We start from the raw sequence: 24396 nt of genomic DNA, 5'->3' as shown, positions 1-24396 counted from the left end.
CACGACAAACGACAATAATTGAAGGATCTATTGAAGAAATCGAACGATCGCCGATTTCAATGGCTTAGACCAATCACCGGAAAGGTGAGATGCACCACATCACGGCGGCAGATCATGCATCGCGGCGATGGAGCAAAAAATCGTCTGGAGGACGACGGAGGCTGCAGGCCGCCGCCGTATCCCTGGTTCATTCAGCCCGGTAGTGTCACCACCAGCGGCCCGCCGCGGGTGACGACAACTGTGTGCTCATACTGCACCGTCGGCGCGCGCGGGTCGCTGTAGAGCGTCCAGTCGTCGTTGCCGCCCTCGGCCCATTGCGCGCCCATCGACAGGAAGGGCTCGACGGTGAAGACCATGCCGTCGGTCATCCGGCGACGCTCGCGCGGGTCCGGCCAGGTGGCGATCTCGGTCGGCTCCTCATGCAGCGAGCGGCCGATGCCGTGGCTGGCGAGATTGGTGACAAGCGAATAGCGGTTCTTGCGGGCGAAGTCGCCAATCGCGTTGCCGATGGCAGCCAGCGGCTGGTCGGGGCGCACCTGCTTGAGGCCGACCCACATGGCCCGCTTGCCATCGCGGCAGAGCCGGTCGATCGCGGCCGTGACCGGCGGTACCGGGAACGAGGCGCCGGTGTCGGCGAAGATGCCGTCCTTTTCAGCCGAGACATCGATGTTGACGAGATCGCCCGCCTTGATCACACGGCCGCCGGGAATGCCGTGGGCGATTTCCTCGTTGACGCTGATGCATGTGGCACCAGGAAACTGGTAGCAGAGTTCGGGCGCCGAGCGTGCGCCGGCCTCTTCCAGTACCTTGCGGCCGATCGCATCCAGCTCCGCCGTGGTGATGCCGGGCTCAAGCGCCTCGCCCATCGTCTGCAGCGCATTGGCGCAGATGCGGCCGATTTCCTTCAGCCGCAGCAGATCTTCTTCGTTGTTGAGGGTCATCCGTGTCTCGCTTTCGCGCTCACATGTAGCGTGTCGCAACGCGTTATACCAGCGTCGAGCGGGACGACCGGAGCCGGGCCCCAGCCCCGGTCGTCGAATGGTCAGACGGAGGCCGCCGCTGCTGCCCTTTCCTCGGCCAACGCCTGGCGCACCAGCGGCGCCACCCTGGTGCCGTAGAGTTCGATGCCGCGCATGATCTGGTCGTGCGGCATCGGACCGATCGCCATCTGCAGCAGGAAGCGATCGTTACGGAACAGCTTCCAGTTCTCGACGATCTTCTCGGCCACCGTTTCCGGATCACCGAGGAAGAGGTTGCCGGAGGGGCTGCGCGCCTGGTCGAAATGCGCCCGGTTCGTCGGTCCCCAGCCGCGCTCGCGGCCGATGCGGTTCATCACTTCCGCCTGCGGCCCGTAGAACTGGTCGGCGGCAAGATCGGTCGTATCGGCGATGAAACCGTGCACGTTGATGCTGGTTTTCAGCTTTGCCGGATCCTGACCGGCGCGGCGCGCGGCCTCGCGGTAGAGGTCGAAGAGCGGCGCAAACCGGCGCGGCTCGCCGCCGATGATCGCAAGCGCCACCGGCAGGCCGAGCGCGCCGGCGCGCGCTACCGATTGCGGCGTGCCGCCAACGGCGATCCAGAGCGGCAGCACCTCCTGCAGCGGCCGCGGATAGACGCCGCGATCATGGATCGCCGGCCGCATCTCGCCGGCCCACAAGACCTTTTCGCTTTCGCGCAGCGCCATCAGGAGGTCGAGCTTTTCGGCAAAGAGCTGGTCGTAGTCATCGAGCGACTGGCCGAAGAGCGGGAAGGATTCGATGAACGACCCGCGACCGGCCATGATCTCGGCGCGGCCGCCCGAGATCAGATCAAGGGTCGAGAATTGCTGGAAGACGCGTACGGGATCGTCCGAGCTCAACACCGTGACGGCACTGGTCAGCCGGATATTCTTCGTTTTTGCCGCTGCGGCCGCGAGGATGACCGCCGGCGCGGAGGCCGCGTAGTCAGGCCGATGGTGTTCGCCGAGCCCGAAAACATCGAGGCCAACCTGATCTGCAAGCTCGATTTCCTCGAGAAGGTTCTTGAGGCGACGCTGGCCCTCCCTGCCCTTGTGATCCGCGTTCGGATCGACATCCGCAAATGTGTAAAGCCCGAGTTCCATGAGGTCTGTCCTTTTTCTGTTTGCACAACAGATAGTTGGCGCACACATGAGCAGCAAATGCGCATCCGGGAAACGCTGTGTTTCCCGGATGCATACGAACGAGACCTTACCCTCTGGGTAGACCGTCAAGCAGGACGTCGAGGCCCTTCCGGAACGTGCCATCCCAATCGCTGTCCAGGAGCAGGCGCGTGCGCTCGATCGTCGGATAGCGTTCGCTGAGCGCCGAGAGGCGCTTCTGTCCGGCAGCCTGATCGGCGTGCGAAAGCGCGAAGCTCGCCCGGGTGACGGTGGCGCCGAGCACGTAGTTCCAGAGCGACCAGATCGCGACATTCATGTCCGCGTCGGCAACGCCGGCTCTCGACAGCACCTCGCTCATGGTTTCCAGGCGGCCGAGTACATTCGCGCCGAGCGCCCGTCGCGGCAGCAGCGACGCCGACCAGGGATGGCGCAGCATGATTGCGCGCCAGTCTTCGAGCATGTAAACCACATCCCTGCGCCAGTCCTCGGGCTCGATCCTTTGCGGGGGGGCGCGATAGGCAAACACCGCATCGAGCGCCAGGTCGAAGACCTCCTCCTTGTTGGCGACATGCCAATAGAGGCTCATGACGCCCGCACCGAGACGGTCGGCGAGACGGCGCATCTTCAAGCCGTCGATACCCTCGGCGTCCAGCAATTCGACCGCGGTCGCCACGATGCGCTCCAGAGACAGGGACGGCTCGCCGCCCGGCTTCTTCCCGGCCTGGGCTGCCGACTCTACCCGCTGGGAGCGTTTGCCCTGCCCGCCGTTCCCTTTCGCCGCCATGCGTCTTCCTTGCTGATTGGAGTGTCGATTTACGCCGACAACGCGCCGCATGTCGATCCTGAACGATTGACTCGTACGGCGTACGATGTAAATGAATCGTACGCCGTACGAGTCAATAGCAAGAGCGACGGCGAAAGGTCAAACCTGCAGGCCTGCAAGCGGCATCGCGCGCAGACCTCGGAGACGAGAGAACACCATGTCACGCGCAATCAGACATCTCATGATCGGAGGACTCATCATCATGACTACGGGCGTTTCCACGGCGGCCACAGCGAGCGAGCAGGCGGCCAAGCTGACGGTCGTCAACCCCAAGAACCTCTACGACCCGACGCCGCATGGCTACAGCACCGCGGTGATCGTGCCTGCCGGGGCACGGGTGGCCTACATTTCAGGACAGGGCGGCCAGGATAGCACCGGCGGCCTGTCTCCCGACTTCGCGGTTCAGGTCAAGCAGGCCTATGCCAATCTGGGCGCAGCGCTCAAGGGGCTCGGCGCAAGGCCGGACCAGGTCGCCAAGCTCACCATCTTCGTGGTCGACCACGACATGTCCAAGCTCGAGGTCCTGACCGGCAGCGTCAAGGAAATGTTCGGCGCGACGCTGCCGGCGCAGACACTGGTACCCGTGCCCAAGCTGGCGGTCGACGGCATGCTGTTCGAGGTGGAAGCGGTCGCTGTCATCGACTGACGGCGGCCCGGAAGGCAGAGTATGGTCGGGAGAAACGGACGCGCGGCGAAAATCGCTGCTCGCCCGGCTCTTAGCTCAGCGTCCTTTTGACCGCGTTGCGCCAACCCTTGAACTTGGCCTTACGCGTCTTTTCGTCCATGGCGGGCTCGAAGCGGCGGTCGCGTGCCCAGGACTTGGCAAAGTCTTCCTGCTTCGGCCAGACGCCGGCGCGGCTGCCGGCAAGCCAGGCGACGCCGAGCGCGGTCGTTTCCAGGATGACGGGCCGATCGACCGGCGCGTCGAGCAGGTCGGAAAGCCGCTGCATCGTCCAGTCGGAGGCAACCATGCCGCCGTCGACGCGCAGAACCGTCTCCTTGCCGTTGTTGCGCCAGTCCTTGTGCATCGCCTCAAGCAAGTCGCGCGTCTGGTAACAGACGGCTTCGAGTGCCGCGCGGGCAAACTCCGCCGGACCGGTGTTGCGGGTCATGCCGAAGATCGCGCCGCGCGCGTCCGGATCCCAATGCGGCGCGCCGAGCCCGGTGAAGGCCGGCACGAGATAGACGTCCTGCGTCGGATCGGCGCTTGCGGCAAGCGTCCCGGTATCGGGCGCAGCCTTGATCACCTTCAGCCCGTCGCGCAGCCATTGCACCGCAGCACCCGCGACGAAGATTGAGCCTTCGAGCGCATAGGTGGTTTCGCCATCAAGCTTGTAGGCAATGGTGGTGAGCAACCGGTTCTTCGAACGCACCATGTCCTTGCCGGTGTTGAGCAGTGCGAAGCAGCCGGTGCCATAGGTGGATTTCAACATGCCCGGCTTGAAGCAGGCCTGGCCGATGGTCGCCGCCTGCTGGTCGCCGGCAACGCCGAGGATCGGGATCGCCGCGCCGAAAAGTGCGGTATCGGTAACGCCGAAATCGGCGGCGCAATCCTTGACCTCGGGCAGCATGGCGCGCGGCACCTTGAGGATCTTCAGAAGCTCATCGTCCCAGGCATTTTCGGCGATGTTATAGAGCAGCGTGCGCGAGGCGTTGGTCGCGTCGGTCACGAAGGATTTGCCGCCGGTCAGCCGCCAGATGAGGAAGGTATCGATGGTGCCGAAGCAGAGTTCGCCCTTGGCGGCGCGGGCCGGCGCCCTGTCGATGTTGGTCAGCAGCCAGTTGAGCTTGGTGCCGGAGAAATAGGGATCGAGCAGCAGGCCCGTCTTCCGGGTGAAGGTCTTTTCCAGCCCCTGCTTCTTCAGCCGATCACAATAGGAGGCGGTGCGACGGTCCTGCCAGACGATGGCGTTGTGAATGGGATTGCCGGTCTCGCGATCCCAGACGACGACGGTTTCGCGCTGGTTGGTGATGCCGATCGCCGAAAGGTCGCCGGCCTTGATGCCGGCCTTGGCGATAGCGTCCTCAACCGTCGAAAGCACCGTCTGCCAGATTTCCTCGGGATCGTGTTCGACCCACCCGGATTTCGGAAAATACTGCTTGAATTCCTTGTGGCTGGCCCCGGCGATCTGCTGCTGACCGTCGAAGATGATCGCCCGGCTCGAGGTCGTACCCTGATCGATCGCGAGAATATATCCGCCCATATGCCCCTCCCCGGCCACACGCATGTTTGTTCACCCGGCCCTGAAGGCGGGATCTCATTTCGAAAACTTCAATACGATGGCAAAACGAATGTCAAACGAAAACAAAACGCAACCGTCGACTTCGCCATTCCCCTCCTCAACTCTGCTGTCCCGAACCCAAAAACACAATTGTCAGCGCCGGCGTTTTCCGCGTAGGCTGGCGCTGTTGCGCCGCAACAAAGCAGTGCGCGGCGCCACAAAGGGAGAGAGCAGCAATGACGAAAACAGCGGTCATCACCGGTTCGACGAGCGGCATCGGGCTTGCGATCGCCAAGGCCTTCGCCAAGGGTGGCGCCAATATCGTGCTGAACGGCTTCGGTAGCCCGGACGAAATCAAGAAGGCGACGGACGACGTCAGCGCGCTGACGACAGGAACGGTCGTCTATCATGCTGCCGACATGACGAAGCCAGCCGAGATCGCCGATCTGATCGCCACCGCGACGACCCGCTTCGGCGGCGTCGATATCCTCGTCAACAATGCCGGTATCCAATATGTCGAGAAGGTCGAGGATTTCCCGATCGAGCAATGGGACCGCATCATCGCGATCAACCTCTCCTCGTCCTTCCACACGATCCGCGCCGCCATTCCCGGCATGAAGGCGAAAGGCTGGGGCCGCATCATCAACATCGCCTCGGCCCATGGCCTCGTCGCCTCGCCCTTCAAGGCGGCCTATGTGGCGGCGAAGCACGGCGTTCTCGGTCTGACGAAGACCGTGGCGCTCGAAGTGGCCGAAAGCGGCATCACCGCGAACTCGATCTGCCCGGGCTACGTGCTGACGCCGCTCGTCGAAAAGCAGATCCCCGATCAAGCCCGCACCCGCGGCATCACCGAGCAGCAGGTGATCAACGACGTGATGCTGAAGGGGCAGCCGACGAAGAAGTTCATCACCGTCGAACAGGTCGCAGCCCTTGCCGTCTATCTCGCCGGCGACGACGCGGCACAGATCACCGGCACCCATGTGTCGATGGACGGCGGTTGGACGGCGCAGTAACGGCCGACATCCGTCAAGTGGTCGGCAGCGCGGACCGGATGCCCCCCGCGCTGCCCGCATGGCGTGCAAAAGTCCGCTCAGCCCTTTGCTTTTCTGCATAACCACCTAAGATCAAAGTGATTTCAGGACGTATGCAGCAGCAGGGAATGAATGGCATGCCCCAGCCGACCGGTTCAATCAGCTTCATCCTTAACGACCGCGAGGTCGCTCTTTCCGACATCGCACCGACAACGACGCTGCTCGACTATCTGCGGCTGGAACGCCGGCTGACCGGGACCAAGGAAGGTTGTGCGGAGGGCGACTGCGGCGCCTGCACCGTGCTCGTCGGGCGGCTGGTCAGCGACCGGCTCGTCTATGAAAGCGTCAACGCCTGCATCCGTTTCCTCGGCTCGCTGCAGGCAACCCATGTCGTCACCGTCGAGCATCTCGCCGGTCAGGATGGCACGCTGCATCCGGTGCAGCAGGCGATGGTCGATTTTCACGGCTCGCAATGCGGCTTCTGCACGCCCGGCTTCGTCATGTCGCTCTATGGCCTGTGGCTTGGCAACGACAGCCCCAGCCGCGCCGATATCGAAAAGGCGCTGCAGGGCAATCTCTGTCGCTGCACCGGTTATGAGCCGATCGTGCGCGCGGCCGAAGCGGCGGCAGAGGCGCGCCCCTCCAACATCTTCGATCCGATCACCAGGGAGCGGGAAACGATCACCATCAGGCTGAAGGCGCTGGCACCGACGGAAACGATCACACTCCGCCAGGGCGAAAATTGTCTGATCGTGCCGGCCGACGGCAGTGGCCTGGCGGAAGCGCTCGCCGACCATCCCGGGGCGACGGTCGTTGCCGGCTCCACCGATGTCGGCCTCTGGGTGACGAAGCAGATGCGGGCGATCAACCCGGTGATCTTCATCAACGGCATCACCGAATTGCAGCAGATCGAGGAAACCGCGGACGGTCTGATTATCGGCGCCGGCGTCAGCTACACCATGGCCTATGCCGCCCTCGCCAAGACGTTTCTCGGGCTCGGTCCGCTGATCAACCGCATCGGCGGCGAACAGGTGCGCAACATGGGCACGATCGGCGGCAATATCGCTAACGGCTCACCGATCGGAGACAGTCCGCCGCCCCTGATCGTGCTTGGCGCGACGGTGACCCTGCGCTCGACCGCCGGTCGGCGGACGTTGCCGCTCGAATCCTTCTTCATCGCTTATGGTAAGCAGGATCGCCAACCCGGCGAATTCGTCGAAAGCATCTTCGTGCCGCGCCTACCGGCGGGCGATCTCTTTGCCGCCTACAAGATCTCCAAGCGCCGCGACGAAGATATCTCCGCGCTGCTTGGCGCGTTCCGTCTATCGGTGGATGGCGGCATCGTCCGCTCCGCCCGCATCGCCTTCGGCGGCATGGCCGCGACGCCCAAGCGCGCCAGCAACGTCGAGGCGGCGCTGATCGGCAAGCCATGGACCGAGGAAACGGTCCGCGCCGCGCAAGCCGCCTTCGAGACCGACTACCAGCCGCTCACCGACTGGCGGGCAACGAGCGACTACCGCATGCTTGCGGCGAAGAACCTTCTGATGCGTTTCTTCCTGGAAAGCGGCGGCGAGCCGGCGCAACTGGTTCGCTTTGCTGCGGGAGGCCGATAATCATGGACAAATCCACCTACGAGGAACGCAAGACGATCCGCGGCGAGATGCATGTTTCCCAGCGTCACGACAGCGCCCACAAGCATGTCTCCGGCACCGCCGACTACATCGACGACATGCCCGAGCCGGCGGGCACGCTGCATGGCGCGCTTGGCATGACCGACCGGGCGCATGCGGAAATCACCGCCATGGACCTTTCGGCCGTCGCCGCCGTGCCCGGTGTCATGCTGGTGCTGACCGCCAAGGACATGCCGCATTCCAACGACATCAGCCCGAGCCACCTGCATGACGAGCCGGTGCTTGCCGATGGCCTCGTGCAGTTTCATGGCCAGCCGGCCTTCGCCGTGATTGCAGAAACCCGTGACATCGCCCGTCGGGCGGCAAGGCTCGCCAAGATCACCTATCGCGACCTGCCGCATTTCACCGACATTCTCGATGCCGTCGCCCATGGCGGGCAGTTGGTCACCCAGCCGCTCACCCTGCAGCGCGGCGATGCCGAAGCGGAGCTAGAAAAGGCGCCACGGCGGCTCAAAGGCAGCATGCGCATCGGCGGACAGGAGCATTTCTACCTCGAAGGCCATATTGCCCTTGCCATTCCCGGCGAGGACGACGAGGTCACCGTCTGGTCCTCGACCCAGCATCCGAGCGAGATCCAGCACATGGTCTCGCACGTGCTCGGCGTGCCCTCCAATGCGGTGACCGTGAACGTGCGCCGCATGGGTGGTGGCTTCGGCGGCAAGGAAACGCAAGGAAACCAGTTCGCTGCCCTTGCCGCGGTCGCGGCGAAGAAGCTCAACCGCGCCGTCAAATTCCGCCCGGATCGCGACGAGGACATGACGGCAACCGGCAAGCGCCACGACTTCCTGGTCGATTACGACGTCGGCTTCGACGACGAGGGCCGCATCCATGCGGTCCATGCCAACTACGCGGCGCGCTGCGGCTACTCTTCGGACCTCTCCGGCCCGGTCACAGACCGCGCGCTGTTCCATGCGGACAGCTCCTATTTCTATCCGCATGTGAAGCTCACCTCACAGCCGCTGAAGACCAACACCGTCTCCAACACCGCTTATCGTGGCTTCGGCGGCCCCCAAGGCATGGTCGGCGGCGAGCGCATCATCGAGGAAATCGCCTACCAGCTCGGCAAGGATCCGCTCGAAATCCGCAAGCTGAATTTCTATGGCGACAAGGGCTCCGGCCGCGATGTCACGCCCTACCATCAGCAGGTCGAAGACAACATCATCGCGCAGATCGTCGCGGAGCTGGAAGAAAGCGCCGACTATCAGGCGCGCCGTCAGACGATCCTCGCGTTCAATCGGGAAAGCCGCGTCATCCGCAAGGGCATCGCGCTGACGCCGGTGAAGTTCGGCATCTCCTTCACCATGACCGCCTTCAACCAGGCGGGCGCGCTTGTGCATATCTACCAGGACGGCTCGATCCACCTCAACCACGGCGGCACCGAGATGGGCCAAGGCCTCTACATCAAGGTCGCGCAGGTGATCGCCGACAGCTTCCAGGTCGACCTCGACCGCGTTCGCATCACTGCGACGACGACCGGCAAGGTGCCGAACACGTCGGCGACCGCCGCCTCTTCGGGCTCTGACTTGAACGGCATGGCCGCCTTCGACGCCGCGCGCCAGATCAAGGACCGTCTCGTCGGTTTCGCCTGCGAGCGCTGGCAGACGACGCCCGAGAATGTCAGCTTCGTCGCCAACCACGTAAAGATCGGCGAAGAGCTGATCCCCTTCCCTGAATTCATCAAGCAGGCCTATATGGGCCGTATCCAGCTTTCGGCCGCCGGCTACTACAAGACGCCGAAGATCCACTGGGATCGCGCCAGCGGCCGCGGCACACCCTTCTATTACTTCGCCTATGGCGCTGCGGTTTCGGAGGTTTCGATCGACACGCTGACCGGCGAATACATGGTCGACCGGGTCGACGTGCTGCACGACGTCGGCCGTTCGCTCAATCCGGCGATCGACCTCGGTCAGATCGAGGGCGGCTTCGTGCAAGGGATGGGCTGGCTGACGACGGAAGAGCTCTGGTGGGACGACAAGGGACGGCTTCGCACGCACGCCCCCTCCACCTACAAGATCCCGCTTGCCTCCGACCGGCCGAAGATCTTCAACGTCAAGCTTGCCGAATGGTCGAGCAACGCCGAGAAGACCATTGGCCGCTCCAAGGCGGTGGGAGAGCCGCCCTTCATGCTGCCGATCTCGGTTCTGGAAGCCCTGTCGATGGCGGTGGCGAGTGTCGCCGACTACCGCGAGTGCCCGCGGCTCGATGCTCCGGCAACACCGGAGCGTGTGCTGATGGCCGTCGAGCGTCTGCGAAATCGCTGACGGCCATCACGATTTGCCTCAGATCCGCGGCAGTTCATTGATGCTGAACAGGCGGCGAGCGTTGGCCAGCGCCTCCTCGTCGTCGCGGTGCGGGCTATGAACATCCATGAAACCCATGTCTCTCTTGATATGATCGGAGAGCGCGTTGACATCGAGCATCGGCTTGGGGGCAACAAGGCCGCCGAACAGGGCGGCTGTGAGCCGGGCGACCGGCTCGAATGAAAGAAATGCTTTTCTTTCAGTACGTTCGTAAGTGTCGCAAGTCATTTCAGCACCTGTTTCGTCTTGGGAAGTTGACTTGAAGGATGCCGTGGGGGAGGATCGAAATCCAATCGAACATCCGTCTGGATGCATCAAGAGAACTTATCCATGAAGATGTCGAAGCAGTTTCCGCTGAATGCGCTGCGGGTCTTCGAGGCGGTCGCAAGGCTCGGCAGCTTCACCAAGGCCGGTGAAGAGCTGGGCATGACCCAGACGGCCGTCAGCTACCAGGTCAAGTTGATCGAGGAGAATGTCGGCGAGCCGCTGTTCCTGCGGCGCCCGCGCCAGATCTCGCTGACGGAAGTCGGCCAGCGCATGGCGCCGCGCGTCACCGAAGCCTTCGAGATGCTGCAGGAAGCGGTTTCGAATGCCCGTGGCGATATCGACAGCGCGCTCCTGATCAGCTCGACGCCGACCTTCGCCTCGCAATGGCTTGCCCGCAACATCGGCAGCTTCCAGCTCGCCCATCCGAACATCGCCGTTCGGCTGACGACCAGCGACTCGCTCACCGATTTTACCCGCGAGCCGGCCGACCTCGCCATCCGCTCCGGTGCCGGCGTCTGGCCCGGCCTCGACACGCATCCGCTGATGCGGGTGGAATTCAGCCCGATGCTGAGCCCGGCGCTTGCCGAGACCATTGGCGGCGTGCACGAGCCGCGCGACCTGCTGAAGCTGCGCATCATCGATCCCGGTGACCCCTGGTGGCCGATGTGGTTCAAGGCCGCCGGCGTCAAGGATCCCGATCTCGAAGGACGGCCGCACAGCCGCCTCGGCGCGCAATCCTTCGAGGCGCGCGCCGCCATCGCCGGCCAGGGCGTGGCGATCCTGACACCGGAATTCTACCCCGATGACGTGGCGCTCGGTCGGCTCTACCAGCCCTTCGAGCTGCGCTGCAGCGATGGCTGCGATTATTGGCTCGCCTATCCGCACGCCCGCCGCAACACACCCAAGATCAGGATTTTCCGCGACTGGATCCTCGGCGAACTTTGCGCGCCGAACTTCCTGCAAGCAAATAGCGCTTGAGGAGCGCGCAAGCCCCTTTTCCCCTCCGCGGTTTATGCGCAAAGTGAGGCAACGGAGACAAAGGGGATCTGAATGTACGAGTTCGCCATCGCCTGGGAATGGCTGGCCTTTGCCGTGCGCTGGTTGCACGTCATCACCGCCATCGCCTGGATCGGCTCATCCTTCTATTTCATCGCGCTCGACCTGGGTCTCGTGAAGCGCGATCACCTGCCCGTCGGCGCCTATGGCGAGGAATGGCAGGTGCATGGCGGCGGTTTCTATCACATCCAGAAATACCTGGTCGCACCGGCCTCGATGCCCGAGCATCTCACCTGGTTCAAATGGGAATCCTACGTGACGTGGCTTTCTGGCTTCGCCATGCTCTGTGTCGTCTACTATGGCGGCGCCGATCTGTTCCTGATCGACCGCCACGTGCTCGACATCTCGGCGACCACGGCGATCCTGATTTCGCTCGCCTCGCTCGGCATCGGCTGGCTGTTTTACGATCTGCTGTGCAAGTCGCCGATCGGCAGGAACACCTGGGGGTTGATGGCACTGCTCTATGTGGCGCTGGTCGTCATGGCCTGGGGCTATACGCAGGTCTTCACCGGCCGCGCCGCCTTTCTCCATCTTGGCGCTTTCACCGCGACGATCATGTCGGCCAATGTGTTCTTCATCATCATCCCCAACCAGAAGATCGTCGTCGCCGACCTGATCGCCGGCCGCACGCCGGATCCGAAACTCGGCGCGCAGGCCAAACAGCGCTCGCTGCACAACAACTACCTGACGCTGCCCGTCATCTTCTTCATGCTGTCGAACCACTATCCGCTGGCGTTTGCCACCGCGTTCAACTGGATCATCGCCGCACTCGTCTTCCTGATGGGCGTCACCATCCGCCACTGGTTCAACACCACCCACGCCCGCAAGGGCCGGCCGACCTGGACCTGGCTCGTCACCGCCCTCCTCTTCATCCTGATCATGTGGCTTTCGACCGTGCCGAAGGTGCTGACCGGCGGCGAAAAGGCCGAGGTTGCGCCCGCCTTCAGCCGCTTCGCCGCCAATGCCCACTTCCCTGCAGTCAAGGACACGGTCTCGACACGCTGTTCCATGTGCCATGCGGCAGAACCGGTTTATGAGGGTATCACCCAGGCTCCGAAGGGCGTGATGCTCGAAAGCGACGCGGAGATTGCCGCCCATGCCCGCGAAATCTATATCCAGGCCGGGCGCAGCCATGCGATGCCGCCCGGCAACGTGACAGACATGACGACGGACGAGCGCCAGCTTCTGACAGCCTGGTTCGAAAGCGCCGTCGAGGAAGGCAAGACACAATGACGACCACCCTCATCCGCGGCCGATTGCTGAGCTTCAACCGCGCGCCAACGTCGATCGACGACAGCGCCGCCTACAGCTACGAGAGCGACGGTGCGCTTCTGATTGAGGGTGGACAGATCGCCGCGAGCGGCTCCTATGCTGCGGTCAAGGCAAGCGCGCCTGACGGCGTCGCGGAAGTGGACCATCGCCCACACCTGATCGTGCCCGGCTTCATCGACACGCATCTGCATTTCCCGCAGATGCAGGTCATGGCCTCCTATGCCGCCAACTTGCTTGAATGGCTGAACACCTACACCTTCCCCGAGGAGTGCCGCTTCGTCGAGACCGCCCATGCGGAGCGCATCGCGACGCGCTTCTTCGATGAGATGGTGCGCTATGGCACGACAACAGCAACCGCCTATTGCTCGGTTCACAAGGCGTCGGCCGATGCCTTCTTCGCCGAGGCGCTGCGCCGTGACATGCGCATGGTCGCCGGCAAGGTGATGATGGACCGCAACGCCCCGCAAGGCCTGCTCGACACGCCGCAGATGAGCTACGACGAAACCCGCGCGGTCATCCGCGAATGGCACGGCAAGGGCCGCAATCATGTGGCGATCACCCCGCGCTTCGCCATCACCTCAACGCCGGAGCAGATGGACGTCGCGAAGTCGCTGGTGCACGAATTCCCCGACCTGCACGTCCAGACGCACCTTTCGGAAAACCGCGACGAGATCGCCTTTACCTGCGAACTCTATCCGGAAGCCGAGGACTACACAGACGTCTACGCCCGCTACGGCCTGCTCGGACCCAAGAGCCTGTTCGGCCACTGCATCCATCTGTCTGAGCGCGAGGCGGATGTCATGAGCGAGACCGGCTCGGTCGCCGTTTTCTGCCCGACCTCCAATCTCTTTCTCGGTTCTGGCCTCTTCCCGCTGCGCGCGCTCAGCCGCCGCGAAAAGCCGGTGCGCACGTCGGTCGCCTCCGATATCGGCGGCGGTACCAGCTATTCCATGCTGAAGACGCTCGACGAGGCCTACAAGATCCTGCAACTGCAGGGCGAGCGGCTGAACCCGTTCGACAGCTTCTTCATGATGACCCGCGGCAATGCCGAGGCGCTATCGCTGGTCGACAAGATCGGAACCTTGGAAGCCGACACCGATGCCGATTTCATCGTGCTCGACATGGCCGCGACGTCGGCGATGGCGCTTCGGGCCGAAGTGGTCAACTCTCTGGCAGACGAACTCTTCCTGCTGCAGACCATGGGCGACGACCGGTCGATCGTCGAAACCTATGTCGCCGGCAAGCCGGCAAAATCGGCGCTTGCCGCCGCATGACCGACCAAAACCAAAGAGGTCAAGAAAATTGACCTCTCTGCGTTCTGGCTATTAACAAGCCTCTGCCAAACATGGTAATGGCTCGTTCAATCTCCGTTGGACGAAGGCCTTATCCATGACGCAAATCCTCGAAATCAGCGATCTCAAGGCGCTCGCCAAGCGCCGGGTGCCGAAACTCTTCTTCGACTACGCCGACAGCGGCGCCTGGACCGAAGGCACCTATCGCGCCAACGAGGAGGATTTCGGCAAGGTGAAGCTGCGCCAGCGCGTGCTGGTGGATATGACCGACCGGTCGCTGGAAACGACGATGATCGGCCAGAAGGTGTCGATGCCGGTGGCACTCGCCCCGACCGGCCTCACCGGCATGCAGCACGCCGACGGCGAGATGCTGGCAGCCCAGGCGGCGGAAGCCTTCGGCGTGCCCTTCACGCTCTCGACGATGAGCATCTGCTCGATCGAGGACGTCGCCTCGGTTACCACCAAACCCTTCTGGTTCCAGCTCTATGTCATGCGCGAACGCGAATTCGTGCTGAACCTGATCGACCGGGCCAAGGCGGCGAAGTGCTCGGCGCTGGTGCTGACGCTCGACCTGCAGATCCTCGGCCAGCGTCACAAGGATCTTCGCAACGGCCTCTCGGCACCGCCGAAGATGACGCCGAAGCACCTCTGGCAGATGGCGACGCGCCCCGGCTGGTGCATGAAGATGCTCGGCACCAAGCGCCGCACCTTCCGCAACATCGTCGGCCACGCGAAAAGCGTCACCGACCTCTCGTCGCTCGGCGCCTGGACGGCGGAACAGTTCGACCCGCAGCTCTCGTGGAAGGATGTCGCCTGGATCAAGGAACGCTGGGGCGGACCGCTGATCCTCAAGGGCATTCTCGACCCCGAGGACGCCAAGATGGCAGCGGCGACCGGTGCCGACGCGATCATCGTCTCCAACCACGGCGGCCGCCAGCTCGACGGCGCCCATTCCTCGATCAGCATGCTGCCGCGCATCGTCGATGCGGTCGGCCACCAGATCGAGGTGCATATCGATGGCGGTATCCGCTCCGGCCAGGACGTGCTGAAGGCCGTCGCCATGGGCGCCAAGGGCACCTATATCGGCCGCCCCTTCCTCTACGGCCTCGGCGCCATGGGCAAGGAGGGCGTCACCAAGACGCTGGAAATCATCCGCAAGGAGATGGACATCACCATGGCCCTCTGCGGCAAGCGCGATATCAACGACGTGGATCGTAGCATTCTGGCGGAATAGCCGCGGCACCAGCCACTCCCGCCCTCATTCCTGTGCTTGTCACAGGAATCTCTAGCAGTTCCGTTGGAACTGCGGGACCAGCACAAGTCCTTGGGCTGAAAGGTCTTTTGACCCGACGGACGTCGGGCCGCTGGACCCCCGCCACAAGGGCGAGGATGAGGGAGCTTGGAGTGACCCTTCCGGCAAAACGCGAAGCGAGCGCAAGCCTCCTAAGCCTCAACTACCCCGGTAGGTCGAATAGCCGTAGGGCGAGAGAAGCAGTGGCACGTGATAATGGCTGGCCGGATCGGCGATGCCGAAGCGCAAGGGGATGCGGTCGAGGAAGGCCGGCTCCGGCAGTGTTACGCCTGACCGGCGCAGATAGTCGCCGGCATGGAACACCAGCTCGTAATTGCCGGCCATGAAGCCGATGCCTTCGACCATCGGGCCGTCGACGCGGCCGTCGCTGTTGGTATGTACGGTGCGGATCAACTGCCGCTCTTCACCCTCCAGCCAGTAGAGGTCGATGCGCAGACCCTCGGCCGGTTTGCCGAGAGCGGTATCGAGAACATGGGTGGTCAGGCGGCCGGTGCTGCTCATGGCTTCTCTCTTTCACACATTGGCGCGGGATGCTGTCAGAAGCCGCGCGCACGTCCTGCTAGATAGCGCTCTCGATGACGAAGGGCTCGTCATAGAAGAACTCCTCGAGATTGTTGCCCGGCCCTTCGCGGTCGACGATGAGGAAATCGCTGACGGCGCCGACGGACATCAGCGGGTGGTGCCAGATATTGCGGCCGTAGTTGACGCCCTGCCGGCCGTTCGCCTGGAAAACGCGCGGCGTGCCCGGGCGCCCGTCCTCGTCGTCCGCCACCACGACGAGCCATGGGCGGTCGTCGAGCGGCGAAAAGCTCTGGCTGCCGAGCGGGTGGCGCTCCATCATCGTCACCGAATAGGGGAAAGACCGCGGCTGGCCGCGGAAGATGTTGATGATGACATTGGCGCCGTCGCCGACGACATCGGCACGCGCAAGACCGTGGAAACGTTCCGTGTTGCCGCCGTTGATGTGGCGCATCGTTGCCGGATCGGCTTCGATGATGGTGCCGAAGGGAGCGAAGGCCTCGCGTGTCAGCGGTTCGATTTTGAGCAGGCGCGACATTATGCGGAGACCTCGCAAGACGATTTTGCGCTTGCGGATGTCCGATCCAGTTCGAGGGCCCTCCTCATGAGCGGGGACAGGCATCGAACGGTTTTGTCAGGCATTTTCGTCTCCAGGAATCATCGACTGCAGGCGCAGGCGGGCGATTTTCTCGACCTGTGCGCAAGCGGTTTCAAATTCCTCTTCGGGCGAATTGTCAATGCGGCTTTGGAAGGAGGCAAGAATTTGCCCCTTGGTCAGCCCCTTCACCGCGATGATGAAGGGGAAGCCGAATTTTTTCGTGTAGGCGTCGTTGAGCGCGGTGAAGCGCTCATGCTCCTCTGGTGTCAGCCGGTCGAGGCCGGCAGACGCCTGCTCCGCCGTCGAGTCCGCCGTCAGCTTACCGGCGATCGCCAGCTTGCCGGCAAGATCGGGGTGCGCGCGCAGCACCTGCATCTTCTCGCGCGGCAGCGCCGTGCGAAAGGCCTGGCAGAGCGCCGAATGCACCGTGCCCGCCGTCAGCCCGGTCGCCGCGGCTCGGTCGTAGGCGCGTTCGGCAACCCAGGGCGAGTGCTCAAACACGCCACCGAAACGGGCAACGAAGGCATCACGGTCGGTCATCAGAGCGCCCCTTCCGGCTTGTGGTGCTGGTACCAATGGTTGGCGATGTCAATGCGACGCGGCACCCAGACCTTGTCGTGCGACATGACGTAGTCGATGAAGCGAGCGAGCGCAGCAGCGCGGCCCGGGCGGCCGACGAGACGGCAGTGAAGGCCGATATTCATCATCTTGGCGTCGCCCTGGCGACCTTCCTCGTAGAGCACGTCGAATGTGTCCTTGAGGTAGCTGAAGAACTGGTCGCCGCTGTTAAAGCCCTGCGGCGTCGCAAAGCGCATATCGTTGGCATCAAGCGTATAGGGAATGATCAGGTGCGGCTTGTCGGCCGAAAGACCCGGCACCCAGTAGGGCAGTTCGTCGGCGTAGCTGTCGCAGGAGTAAAGGAACCCGCCCTCCTCCAGCACGAGTTTCAGCGTATTGGCCGAAGGCTTGCCCTGGTAGATGCCGAGCGGCCGCTCGCCGGTGAGCTCCGTGTGCAGGCGGACGACCTCGCGGATATGCTCGCGTTCGACCTCTTCCGGCACGTCCTTGTATTCCAGCCAGCGCAGACCGTGGCTGGCGATTTCCCAGCCGGCTTCCTTCATGGCAGCGACCGCTTCCGGATTGCGCGCCATGGCCTGCGTCACGCCATAGACGGTCAGCGGGACGTTGCGGCTGGTGAACATGCGCCACAGCCGCCAGAAGCCGGAACGGGCACCGTATTCGTAGATCGATTCCATGTTGAGGTTACGCTGGCCAGCCCAGGGCTGCGCGCCGACAATTTCCGACAGCAGGCACTCGGACGCTGGGTCGCCATCGAGAATGCAGCTTTCGCCGCCCTCTTCGTAGTTCAGCACGAACTGCACGGCGATGCGCGCATCGCCCGGCCAGTTTGCCTTCGGCGGATTGCGGCCGTAGCCAACGAGGTCGCGCGGATACTTAGTCTCAGACATCAAATCACCCTTCGAATTTTTAGGAACGGTATCACCGCCGACCGGATTGTCGATACCGAAATGACGTGAGGCAGGGCAGCGGCAGCGCCACGGCCCTGACGGAAATTACCAGAAAAATTCGGCTGAACCCGAGGTTGAGAGATTTTTCGAAACAGCGTTGAATGGATCGGCAAGGACAACGGCCCTCATCGAGATGAAATCCTACATTCAAGCGCTCCGCGAAAAAGTCGGTTCCGGCCTGCTTCTCTGCCCGTCAGTGGCGGCCGTCATTGTCGATTCCGATGGCCGGGTCCTCTTGCAGGAGAAAGCAAGTGGCGAAGGCTGGAGCCTGCCGGCCGGCGCGATCGAGCCGGGCGAGACGCCTGTCGATGCGGTCATCCGCGAGGTCATGGAGGAAACCGGCTATCCGGTCTCGGTCGAGCGGATACTGGGCGTCTTCGGCGGAGAAGCGTTTCGCTACACCTACCCGAACGGCGACCACGTCGAATATGTGGTTACCCTCTATCGATGCCGGATCGTCGGTTCCCAGCAGCCGATCACCGATGGCGAAACGAAGTCGCTGCGCTACTTCGCGCCGGCGGACATGCCGGACCTCGGCCTGCCCTATCCGAAAGCGCTGCTCTTTGCAGCTTCGCCCGCGTCCGTTTCCGATTAGCGCTGCGCCATCAGCGCAGCGACGATCAGCGGCAGCGGCCGGACCGCGCCTTGCGGCGCCAGCGACGGGTCGGCGGCGGACCGCTTCGCCCGCTCTGCGCGCGTGTTCGTCGAGATCTTGCCGAGCGGGTGCTGCGAATGCACCCGCATGGGTGCGCCCGTCTCCTCGACAAACAGCGCAAGGCTGCCGATCGAAAGCGGTTTTGATAGGCAGGACTCGAACAGGTCACGGAGCGGCGCCTCGACCCGCCGCATCGCGTCTGGCGCAAGCGGACCGGTCAGCATCATGTGGAAACGGTATTCGTCCATCACATGCGGATCGCCCCAACGGTGCAAGTTGGAGAACTGTGGGGCGGTCAGCCTGTCCGGATCGGAGCGCTCGATCTCGTCTTCGCTGAGCGGCGCGCGGAAGGCGTCGAACTCCTGGACGACGTTGGCGGCAAGCAGATGCATGGCCGTGCTCGGCACCTGCGGCATCAGCCCGAAGCATCGGCCGATGCGGGCGACCTCCAGGCGATCGATTTCGAACGGAGTCTGGGCGCCGGCAAAATGCATCAGCGCCTTCAGAAGCTTCGGTTCCGTCATGTCCGGATGCAGGCGGAACGGCGACATCATCACTGCATGAAAGCCGAAGCGTCGCGGAACCGCCGTGTGATAGGCGACATCCGCGGCGCTCAAGCCCGCGACCGACGGCAACTCGGCAGGTTCCCCGGAATAGACATTGCGCCCCAGCCAGCTTGCAGCGGTCGCGGAAAGCGGGTCGGCCATCGGCGGCGTAAAACAAATGGCATAGCGCATCGGCTGGCTCCGGGTATCCGTCAGCGCAGGATGAGCAATAGCTGCGGTTTTCCGCCCTCACCCCGACTTGTCCAATGGCCGCGTCTTAGGTGATTTGCGTGACAGATTGACGAAGTCGGCCGGGGATGAGCGCGGCAGCGGTGCGAACGTCACCCCTCGTTTTTCGGAACCATCCGGCCCATCGCCCGTTCCTAAAAGGTAGGAAAACAAGGATGGAGAAGAAGCGTGACCTATCACAATGCGAACCTTCAGGACGCCCGGATCAAGGAGACCCACGACCTGATCGCAAGCGACAAGGTTGAAGGCACGAGGGTCTATGGCCCCGACGACAAACACATCGGCTCGATCGAGCGCGTGATCATCGAGAAGCGCAGCGGGCGCGTCGCCTATGCGGTGCTCGGCTTCGGCGGTTTTCTCGGCCTCGGCGAAGACCACTATCCATTGCCTTGGGCAAAGCTGACCTATGACGAGAAGCTCGGCGGCTATCGCACTGATGTGACTCGCGATCAGGTCGAAAACGCGCCGAAATATCACGGCACCGAAGAATACGACTGGAACGCGGAAAACGGACGCCGTGTCTACGACTACTACGGCGTGCCGCCCTACTGGATGTGATGCTACTACGGCGTGCCGCCCTACTGGATGTAATGCCTGACTTTCGATCTTTCGGGTCCCGCCGCGGGCGGGGCCCTTCGCATGTCCGGCCCTAAAGATGTTTCTCGCGAAGTGCGGCTATGTGATTCCGGCAGAAGAAAGAATCGGGAATATCGATCGCCGGAGAACCGGCGATCTCTTCGACGACGAAACGCGCCAGGCGGTGTGCGATGCCGAAGCTCACCTTGAACCCGCCGGTCAGGACCGAGACGTTCGGATGGTCCGGATGCCGGCCTGCCATCGGCTCGCGCCCCGTCGCTTTCGGGCGCAACCCTGCCCATCGCTCCACCACCTCGGCACCTGCCAGGCGCGGCGCGAGCGCTACGGCGCGCCGAAGCAGCTCATCCAGCTGCTCGTCCGTCGACAGGGGATCGGCAAAACTGTTTTCGCTGGTGCTGCCGACCGCCACATGTCCGTCGTCATGCGCGATGATGTAAACGCCGTCGGCAAAGATCACCGGAAGCGCCGGATCGATCTCCGCCCGCAGCAGTGCCGCCTGCCCCTTGACAGCCGTGCCGCTCGTTTCCGCCAGCGGCACCGACACGTCGTCGATCAGTTGAAAACTGCCGACGCCGGCCGCGATGATGCAATCCTCGAAATCGATCCGGGTGCCATCGTCGAGTTCGGCCCGGCCGCGTTCCGGCTCGATCCGGCGCACGCCCCTGCCCTCGTCTAAATAGGCGTTCGGTGCCTGCAGGAGCGCTGTGCGGAGCGCAGCAAGCATGCGACGCGGCGAAACCCGTGCGGCGAGCGTGTCGAAGACCATGCCATGCGCCGCCGCGGCAGCACCCGGCCAGCCCTCGGGCCCGTCGTCCTTCACGTGCCAGTGGAACTGCCTGTCGGCCGCGCGCCAATGGCTCCGTGCATCCTGCTCGTGCCGGAGGGCGATATCGCGCAGGTGAGGCTTGGCAAGCGGGATCAAACGACCCGTCCGCCGATAGCCGGTCGAAAGGCCTGTCTCCGCCTCGAGCGCCGCGATCTCTTCCTCGAGCGTCACAAGCGCGTCGAATTGGAACTGCTTCTTATCGTTCCAGCGATCCGGCATATGCGGCATGAGCGCGCCCAAAAGGCCACCGCTGGCGCCTGCACCGATCGCTTGTTGCTCGACGACCCGCACGGTCATGCCCCTGCGCGTGGCGCAAATGGCGGCCCACAGCCCCATGATGCCGCCGCCGACGACCAAAAGCTCGCTCATCGATTGACCTTCTCCGGCCGGCGGATTATCGCCTTGGCCATGACAGGATCCGCAGACCCGATCGAGCCCCCGGCGCACCAGAACCTTGATTGGCACGAGGGCGATATGCCCTATTCCCGGGAGTTTGGCGATCACTTTTATTGCCGCACCGACGGGCGGCTGGAGTGCGGCCACGTCTTCCTGTCGGGCAACGGCCTGCCCGATCGTTGGGTCGGTGCGGGCACCTTCCGCATCGGCGAACTCGGCTTCGGTACCGGGCTCAATTTCTGCGAGACGTGGCGCCAGTGGAAGATGACCGCGGCCGCTGGCGATCAGCTGCAGTTCGTGTCCTTCGAACGCTTTCCGATGGCGGCCAAAGAGATTTCGCGCGCCCTCAGCCATTGGCCGGAGATCGACACGGAGCGCCAGGCGCTGGCCTCTCGCTGGCCGGCCGAGCCTGATGGTGACGTCCAGATCGACTTTGGTGACGGCGTCAGCCTCACGGTCGTCTGCGGCGCGGCACTCGGCGGCGTCGCCCGCGCGGAAGACCCGTTCGAAGCATGGTATCTCGACGGCTTCGCGCCGTCGCGCAATCCCGACATGTGGTCGGAGGAACTGATGCGGCTGGTCTTCGAAAAGACCACGCCCGGCGGCAGCTTCGCCACCTATGCCGCCGCCGGCTTCGTCCGACGCAATTTGCAGGCCGCAGGCTTTGCCGTCGAGAAGCGCAAGGGTTTTGCCGGCAAACGCGAGATGTTGCGGGGCGACCGACCCTAGCGCTCGTCGCGATTGCGGCCTGTCTTGAACGGTTGCGCCACCCGACTGCAGAAATGCGTCAGCGCAAGCATTTTACTCCACAAGAGAACTGAACTGTCGCAAATGGCGGGCCATCGCCGTCTCGAATCTGCGACACACTCCCCATCGGCAACACGGTGGGTCTTTCATGAACGACGATCAGTTTCCCGATGCAGCAACCGGCGACGCAGCCTCGACCCCGCTGGAGCGCCGACGCCGCCCGGGCGGGCGCAGCGCCGAGCGTGTGCGCAAGTCTCCCGGCGGGAAATACCTCAATCTTGTCAATACGCTGGCGAAATCCACCGTACTTTCGGATGATGCACTTGAATCTGTGCATGAGGCATCGCTGACGATCCTCGAAGAGATCGGCATGGACGTTATCCTGCCGGAGGCGCGCGAGCGGATGAAGGCGGCTGGCGCCGACGTGACACCCGGCACCGACCGGGTGCGCTTCGACCGGGGCCTGATCATGGACATGATCGCCTCTGTTCCTCCGGCCTTCACCATGCACGCCCGCAACCCGGCCCGCAATGTCGCGATCGGCGGCAACAATCTCGTCTTCGCCCAGATCGCCAGCGCGCCGTTCGTCGCAGACCGGGACGGCGGCCGCCGCACCGGCAACCAGGAAGACTACCGCAAGCTGGTGAAGCTCGCGCAGTCCTATGACATCGTCCACACGACCGGCGGCTATCCGGTCGAGCCGGTCGACATCCATGCCTCGGTGCGCCACCTCGATTGCCTCTCCGACATGGTGAAGCTCACCGACAAGGTGTTCCACGTCTATTCGCTGGGCAAGCAGCGCAACACCGACGGCATCGAGATCGCCCGCATCGGCCGTGGCATCACGATGGAGCAGATGGAGCGCGAGCCGTCGCTCTTCACCATCATCAACACCTCCTCGCCGCTCCGGCTCGACGGGCCGATGCTGCAGGGCATCATCGAGATGTCCTCGCGCAACCAGGTGGTGGTCGTCACGCCCTTCACGCTCGCCGGCGCCATGGCGCCGGTGACGATCGCCGGTGCGCTCGTCCAACAGAACGCCGAAGCGCTCTGCGGCATCGCCTTCACCCAGATGGTCAGGCGCGGCGCACCTGTGATGTATGGCGGCTTCACCTCCAACGTCGACATGAAGACCGGAGCGCCCGCCTTCGGCACGCCGGAATACATGAAGGCGGTGGTCGCCGGGGGCCAGCTCGCCCGCCGCTACAACATCCCCTACCGCACCTCAAACACCAACACCGCCAATACGCTGGACGCTCAAGCGGCCTACGAATCCGCCATGTCGCTCTGGGCGCTGACGCAAGGGGGCGGCAATTTCGTCATGCATGCCGCCGGCTGGACCGAAGGTGGGCTTACGGCCTCCTTCGAGAAGTTCATTCTCGACGTCGACATGTTGCAGATGGTGGCGGAATACCTGACCCCGCTTGATGTCAGCGAAGATGCGCTGGGCCTCGATGCCGTGCGCGACGTCGGCCCGGGCGGCCATTACTTCGGCACGCTGCACACGCTGCAGCGCTACGAGACCGCCTTCTATTCACCGATCCTGTCGGACTGGCGCAACTTCGAGACCTGGACCGAAGCCGGGCGGCCGACGACATACGATCACGCCAACCGGATCTTCAAACAGAAGCTGAACGAATACGAGCGCCCGCCCCTCGATCCGGCGATCGAGGAGGAACTCGATGCCTTTGTCGCCAAGCGCAAGGCCGAGGGCGGCGTCCCCACCGACTTCTGACGGGACGCCTTGGGTAAACCGGAAAGCGTTACGAAGTCCGGCTGCGGCCGAGCCTTAAGGGAACACCGCGGCCCGTGCCGTTGCGATCAGTTGCTCGGTGGTTGCAGCCACGCAGTTGCGGTCGATCTCGGCGACTGTCCGCTCGCGGACATGGGCGGAAAGCTGCTTGCGGAGATCGCCAAGCGTCCGGGGTGCTGCGCAAATCACCAGGCTGTCGAAGGCATGGTTGGCGGCGTAGCTCTCCAGCCTTCCGGCCACGTCCGCAACAAAGCGCTGCTGCTCCTCGCGAACGGGATCGCTCTTGTATTCCATGGCCGAGCGGCCGTGTCCGACGGACGAATGCGACCGGCCCGGCTTGTCGGCCATGATGTCCTGAACGCGCTTCGGTTCGGTGTGAAAGGTCTCCTCCTCCGGCCGCTGGCGCTCTTCCTTCAACAGGTTCACGCCCTTGACGATGCGCGCGGTGTTGCCATCCGCGGCCAGTATCCAAGTCCGGTTCTGCACGATTGTCTCCCAGTGAAAGGTGTGGATCGCGAAGGGTCATGAAGACCCTGTAAAGGAAACGAACGAGCGGCGATCCGGTTCCATCGGAAGGTGGCGATGATGCTGATTATT

At 63.5% G+C, this 24396-nt stretch carries 24 protein-coding genes; 12 read left to right on the top strand and 12 right to left on the bottom strand.

Going from position 1 to position 24396, the window contains the following annotated elements:
- Positions 1-191: 191 nt before the first annotated feature.
- The 3 genes from map to OVA00_RS24265 form a co-directional block, all read right to left on the bottom strand.
- Positions 192-941, bottom strand: coding sequence for a type I methionyl aminopeptidase (gene map / locus OVA00_RS24275; protein ID WP_268089744.1), 750 nt, complete (start codon positions 939-941; stop codon positions 192-194).
- A gap of 101 nt (positions 942-1042) precedes the next feature.
- Positions 1043-2101 (bottom strand): LLM class flavin-dependent oxidoreductase, encoded by a 1059-nt coding sequence (locus OVA00_RS24270; protein WP_268089743.1) that lies wholly within the window; start codon positions 2099-2101, stop codon positions 1043-1045.
- A 106-nt stretch (positions 2102-2207) separates the two neighbouring features.
- Positions 2208-2903: a TetR/AcrR family transcriptional regulator C-terminal domain-containing protein gene (locus tag OVA00_RS24265; protein WP_268089742.1), complete on the bottom strand. Its 696-nt coding sequence runs from the start codon at positions 2901-2903 to the stop codon at positions 2208-2210.
- 196 nt (positions 2904-3099) lie between these two features.
- On the opposite strand from OVA00_RS24265, the gene OVA00_RS24260 reads away from it, so the two are divergent.
- On the top strand, positions 3100-3588 hold the full coding sequence (locus OVA00_RS24260; protein ID WP_060518799.1) for a RidA family protein: 489 nt from the start codon (positions 3100-3102) through the stop codon (positions 3586-3588).
- Positions 3589-3658: 70 nt separating this feature from the next.
- Here OVA00_RS24260 and glpK read toward each other — a convergent pair whose 3' ends face one another.
- The gene (gene glpK, locus OVA00_RS24255; RefSeq protein WP_113293689.1) at positions 3659-5146 is read right to left on the bottom strand and encodes a glycerol kinase GlpK; all 1488 of its coding nucleotides are present in this window, start codon (positions 5144-5146) and stop codon (positions 3659-3661) included.
- 254 nt (positions 5147-5400) lie between these two features.
- Between glpK and OVA00_RS24250 the strand changes: the two genes are divergently transcribed.
- The 3 genes from OVA00_RS24250 (at position 5401) to xdhB (ending at position 10147) form a co-directional block, all read left to right on the top strand.
- On the top strand, positions 5401-6177 hold the full coding sequence (locus OVA00_RS24250; protein WP_089045040.1) for a 3-hydroxybutyrate dehydrogenase: 777 nt from the start codon (positions 5401-5403) through the stop codon (positions 6175-6177).
- Positions 6178-6332: 155 nt separating this feature from the next.
- The gene (gene xdhA / locus OVA00_RS24245; protein WP_113187233.1) at positions 6333-7808 is read left to right on the top strand and encodes a xanthine dehydrogenase small subunit; all 1476 of its coding nucleotides are present in this window, start codon (positions 6333-6335) and stop codon (positions 7806-7808) included.
- A gap of 2 nt (positions 7809-7810) precedes the next feature.
- The gene (gene xdhB, locus OVA00_RS24240) at positions 7811-10147 is read left to right on the top strand and encodes a xanthine dehydrogenase molybdopterin binding subunit (protein ID WP_268089741.1); all 2337 of its coding nucleotides are present in this window, start codon (positions 7811-7813) and stop codon (positions 10145-10147) included.
- Between the two features lie 18 nt (positions 10148-10165).
- Here xdhB and OVA00_RS24235 read toward each other — a convergent pair whose 3' ends face one another.
- The gene (locus tag OVA00_RS24235; RefSeq protein WP_268089740.1) at positions 10166-10414 is read right to left on the bottom strand and encodes a hypothetical protein; all 249 of its coding nucleotides are present in this window, start codon (positions 10412-10414) and stop codon (positions 10166-10168) included.
- A gap of 102 nt (positions 10415-10516) precedes the next feature.
- Here OVA00_RS24235 and OVA00_RS24230 point away from each other — a divergent pair, with 102 nt between their 5' ends.
- From OVA00_RS24230 to OVA00_RS24215, 4 genes are all read left to right on the top strand, one after another.
- A complete protein-coding gene (locus OVA00_RS24230) occupies positions 10517-11431 on the top strand; it encodes a LysR substrate-binding domain-containing protein (RefSeq protein WP_034788978.1) in 915 nt (304 codons plus the stop codon).
- Between the two features lie 72 nt (positions 11432-11503).
- The gene (gene puuD, locus OVA00_RS24225; protein ID WP_034788980.1) at positions 11504-12742 is read left to right on the top strand and encodes a urate hydroxylase PuuD; all 1239 of its coding nucleotides are present in this window, start codon (positions 11504-11506) and stop codon (positions 12740-12742) included.
- The gene (guaD, locus tag OVA00_RS24220; RefSeq protein ID WP_268089739.1) at positions 12739-14055 is read left to right on the top strand and encodes a guanine deaminase; all 1317 of its coding nucleotides are present in this window, start codon (positions 12739-12741) and stop codon (positions 14053-14055) included. Before puuD ends, guaD begins: the two co-directional genes overlap by 4 nt.
- A 115-nt stretch (positions 14056-14170) precedes the next feature.
- Positions 14171-15307 carry an alpha-hydroxy acid oxidase gene (locus OVA00_RS24215; protein WP_110819318.1) on the top strand — a complete coding sequence of 379 codons (1137 nt, stop codon included), beginning with the start codon at positions 14171-14173 and terminating at the stop codon, positions 15305-15307.
- Between the two features lie 216 nt (positions 15308-15523).
- Here the strand turns inward: OVA00_RS24215 and uraH are convergent, their stop codons facing one another.
- From uraH to puuE, 4 genes are all read right to left on the bottom strand, one after another.
- Positions 15524-15886 (bottom strand): hydroxyisourate hydrolase, encoded by a 363-nt coding sequence (gene uraH / locus OVA00_RS24210; RefSeq protein ID WP_043623670.1) that lies wholly within the window; start codon positions 15884-15886, stop codon positions 15524-15526.
- Between the two features lie 58 nt (positions 15887-15944).
- Entirely contained in the window at positions 15945-16442 is a 498-nt protein-coding gene (locus OVA00_RS24205) for an ureidoglycolate lyase (RefSeq protein ID WP_113187186.1), read from the bottom strand.
- Between the two features lie 96 nt (positions 16443-16538).
- On the bottom strand, positions 16539-17042 hold the full coding sequence (uraD, locus tag OVA00_RS24200; RefSeq protein WP_060518819.1) for a 2-oxo-4-hydroxy-4-carboxy-5-ureidoimidazoline decarboxylase: 504 nt from the start codon (positions 17040-17042) through the stop codon (positions 16539-16541).
- Positions 17042-17971, bottom strand: a complete 930-nt coding sequence (gene puuE, locus OVA00_RS24195; protein ID WP_034789000.1) for an allantoinase PuuE — start codon at positions 17969-17971, stop codon at positions 17042-17044. The genes uraD and puuE overlap by 1 nt, the downstream gene beginning before the upstream one ends.
- Before the next feature lie 193 nt (positions 17972-18164).
- On the opposite strand from puuE, the gene OVA00_RS24190 reads away from it, so the two are divergent.
- The gene (locus OVA00_RS24190) at positions 18165-18626 is read left to right on the top strand and encodes an NUDIX domain-containing protein (RefSeq protein ID WP_060609378.1); all 462 of its coding nucleotides are present in this window, start codon (positions 18165-18167) and stop codon (positions 18624-18626) included.
- Here the strand turns inward: OVA00_RS24190 and OVA00_RS24185 are convergent.
- Positions 18623-19423 (bottom strand): DUF1045 domain-containing protein, encoded by an 801-nt coding sequence (locus tag OVA00_RS24185; protein ID WP_268089738.1) that lies wholly within the window; start codon positions 19421-19423, stop codon positions 18623-18625. The two genes, OVA00_RS24190 and OVA00_RS24185, sit on opposite strands and share 4 nt — an antisense overlap.
- Positions 19424-19648: 225 nt before the next feature.
- Between OVA00_RS24185 and OVA00_RS24180 the strand changes: the two genes are divergently transcribed.
- Positions 19649-20038, top strand: coding sequence for a PRC-barrel domain-containing protein (locus OVA00_RS24180; protein ID WP_034789006.1), 390 nt, complete (start codon positions 19649-19651; stop codon positions 20036-20038).
- A gap of 91 nt (positions 20039-20129) precedes the next feature.
- Here OVA00_RS24180 and OVA00_RS24175 read toward each other — a convergent pair whose 3' ends face one another.
- Positions 20130-21272 carry an NAD(P)/FAD-dependent oxidoreductase gene (locus tag OVA00_RS24175; RefSeq protein WP_268089737.1) on the bottom strand — a complete coding sequence of 381 codons (1143 nt, stop codon included), beginning with the start codon at positions 21270-21272 and terminating at the stop codon, positions 20130-20132.
- Between the two features lie 39 nt (positions 21273-21311).
- On the opposite strand from OVA00_RS24175, the gene mnmD reads away from it, so the two are divergent.
- Complete coding sequence (gene mnmD / locus OVA00_RS24170) at positions 21312-22028, top strand: tRNA (5-methylaminomethyl-2-thiouridine)(34)-methyltransferase MnmD (RefSeq protein WP_113187183.1); 717 nt, start codon at positions 21312-21314, stop codon at positions 22026-22028.
- A 166-nt stretch (positions 22029-22194) separates the two neighbouring features.
- A complete protein-coding gene (locus OVA00_RS24165; RefSeq protein ID WP_268089736.1) occupies positions 22195-23781 on the top strand; it encodes a trimethylamine methyltransferase family protein in 1587 nt (528 codons plus the stop codon).
- 54 nt (positions 23782-23835) lie between these two features.
- Here OVA00_RS24165 and OVA00_RS24160 read toward each other — a convergent pair whose 3' ends face one another.
- Positions 23836-24285, bottom strand: coding sequence for a host attachment protein (locus OVA00_RS24160; RefSeq protein WP_034789016.1), 450 nt, complete (start codon positions 24283-24285; stop codon positions 23836-23838).
- Positions 24286-24396: the final 111 nt, after the last annotated feature.

This window comes from Ensifer sp. SL37 (assembly GCF_026672675.1).
Taxonomy (GTDB): domain Bacteria; phylum Pseudomonadota; class Alphaproteobacteria; order Rhizobiales; family Rhizobiaceae; genus Ensifer; species Ensifer adhaerens.
This window is presented reverse-complemented; position numbering and strand designations above follow the sequence as displayed.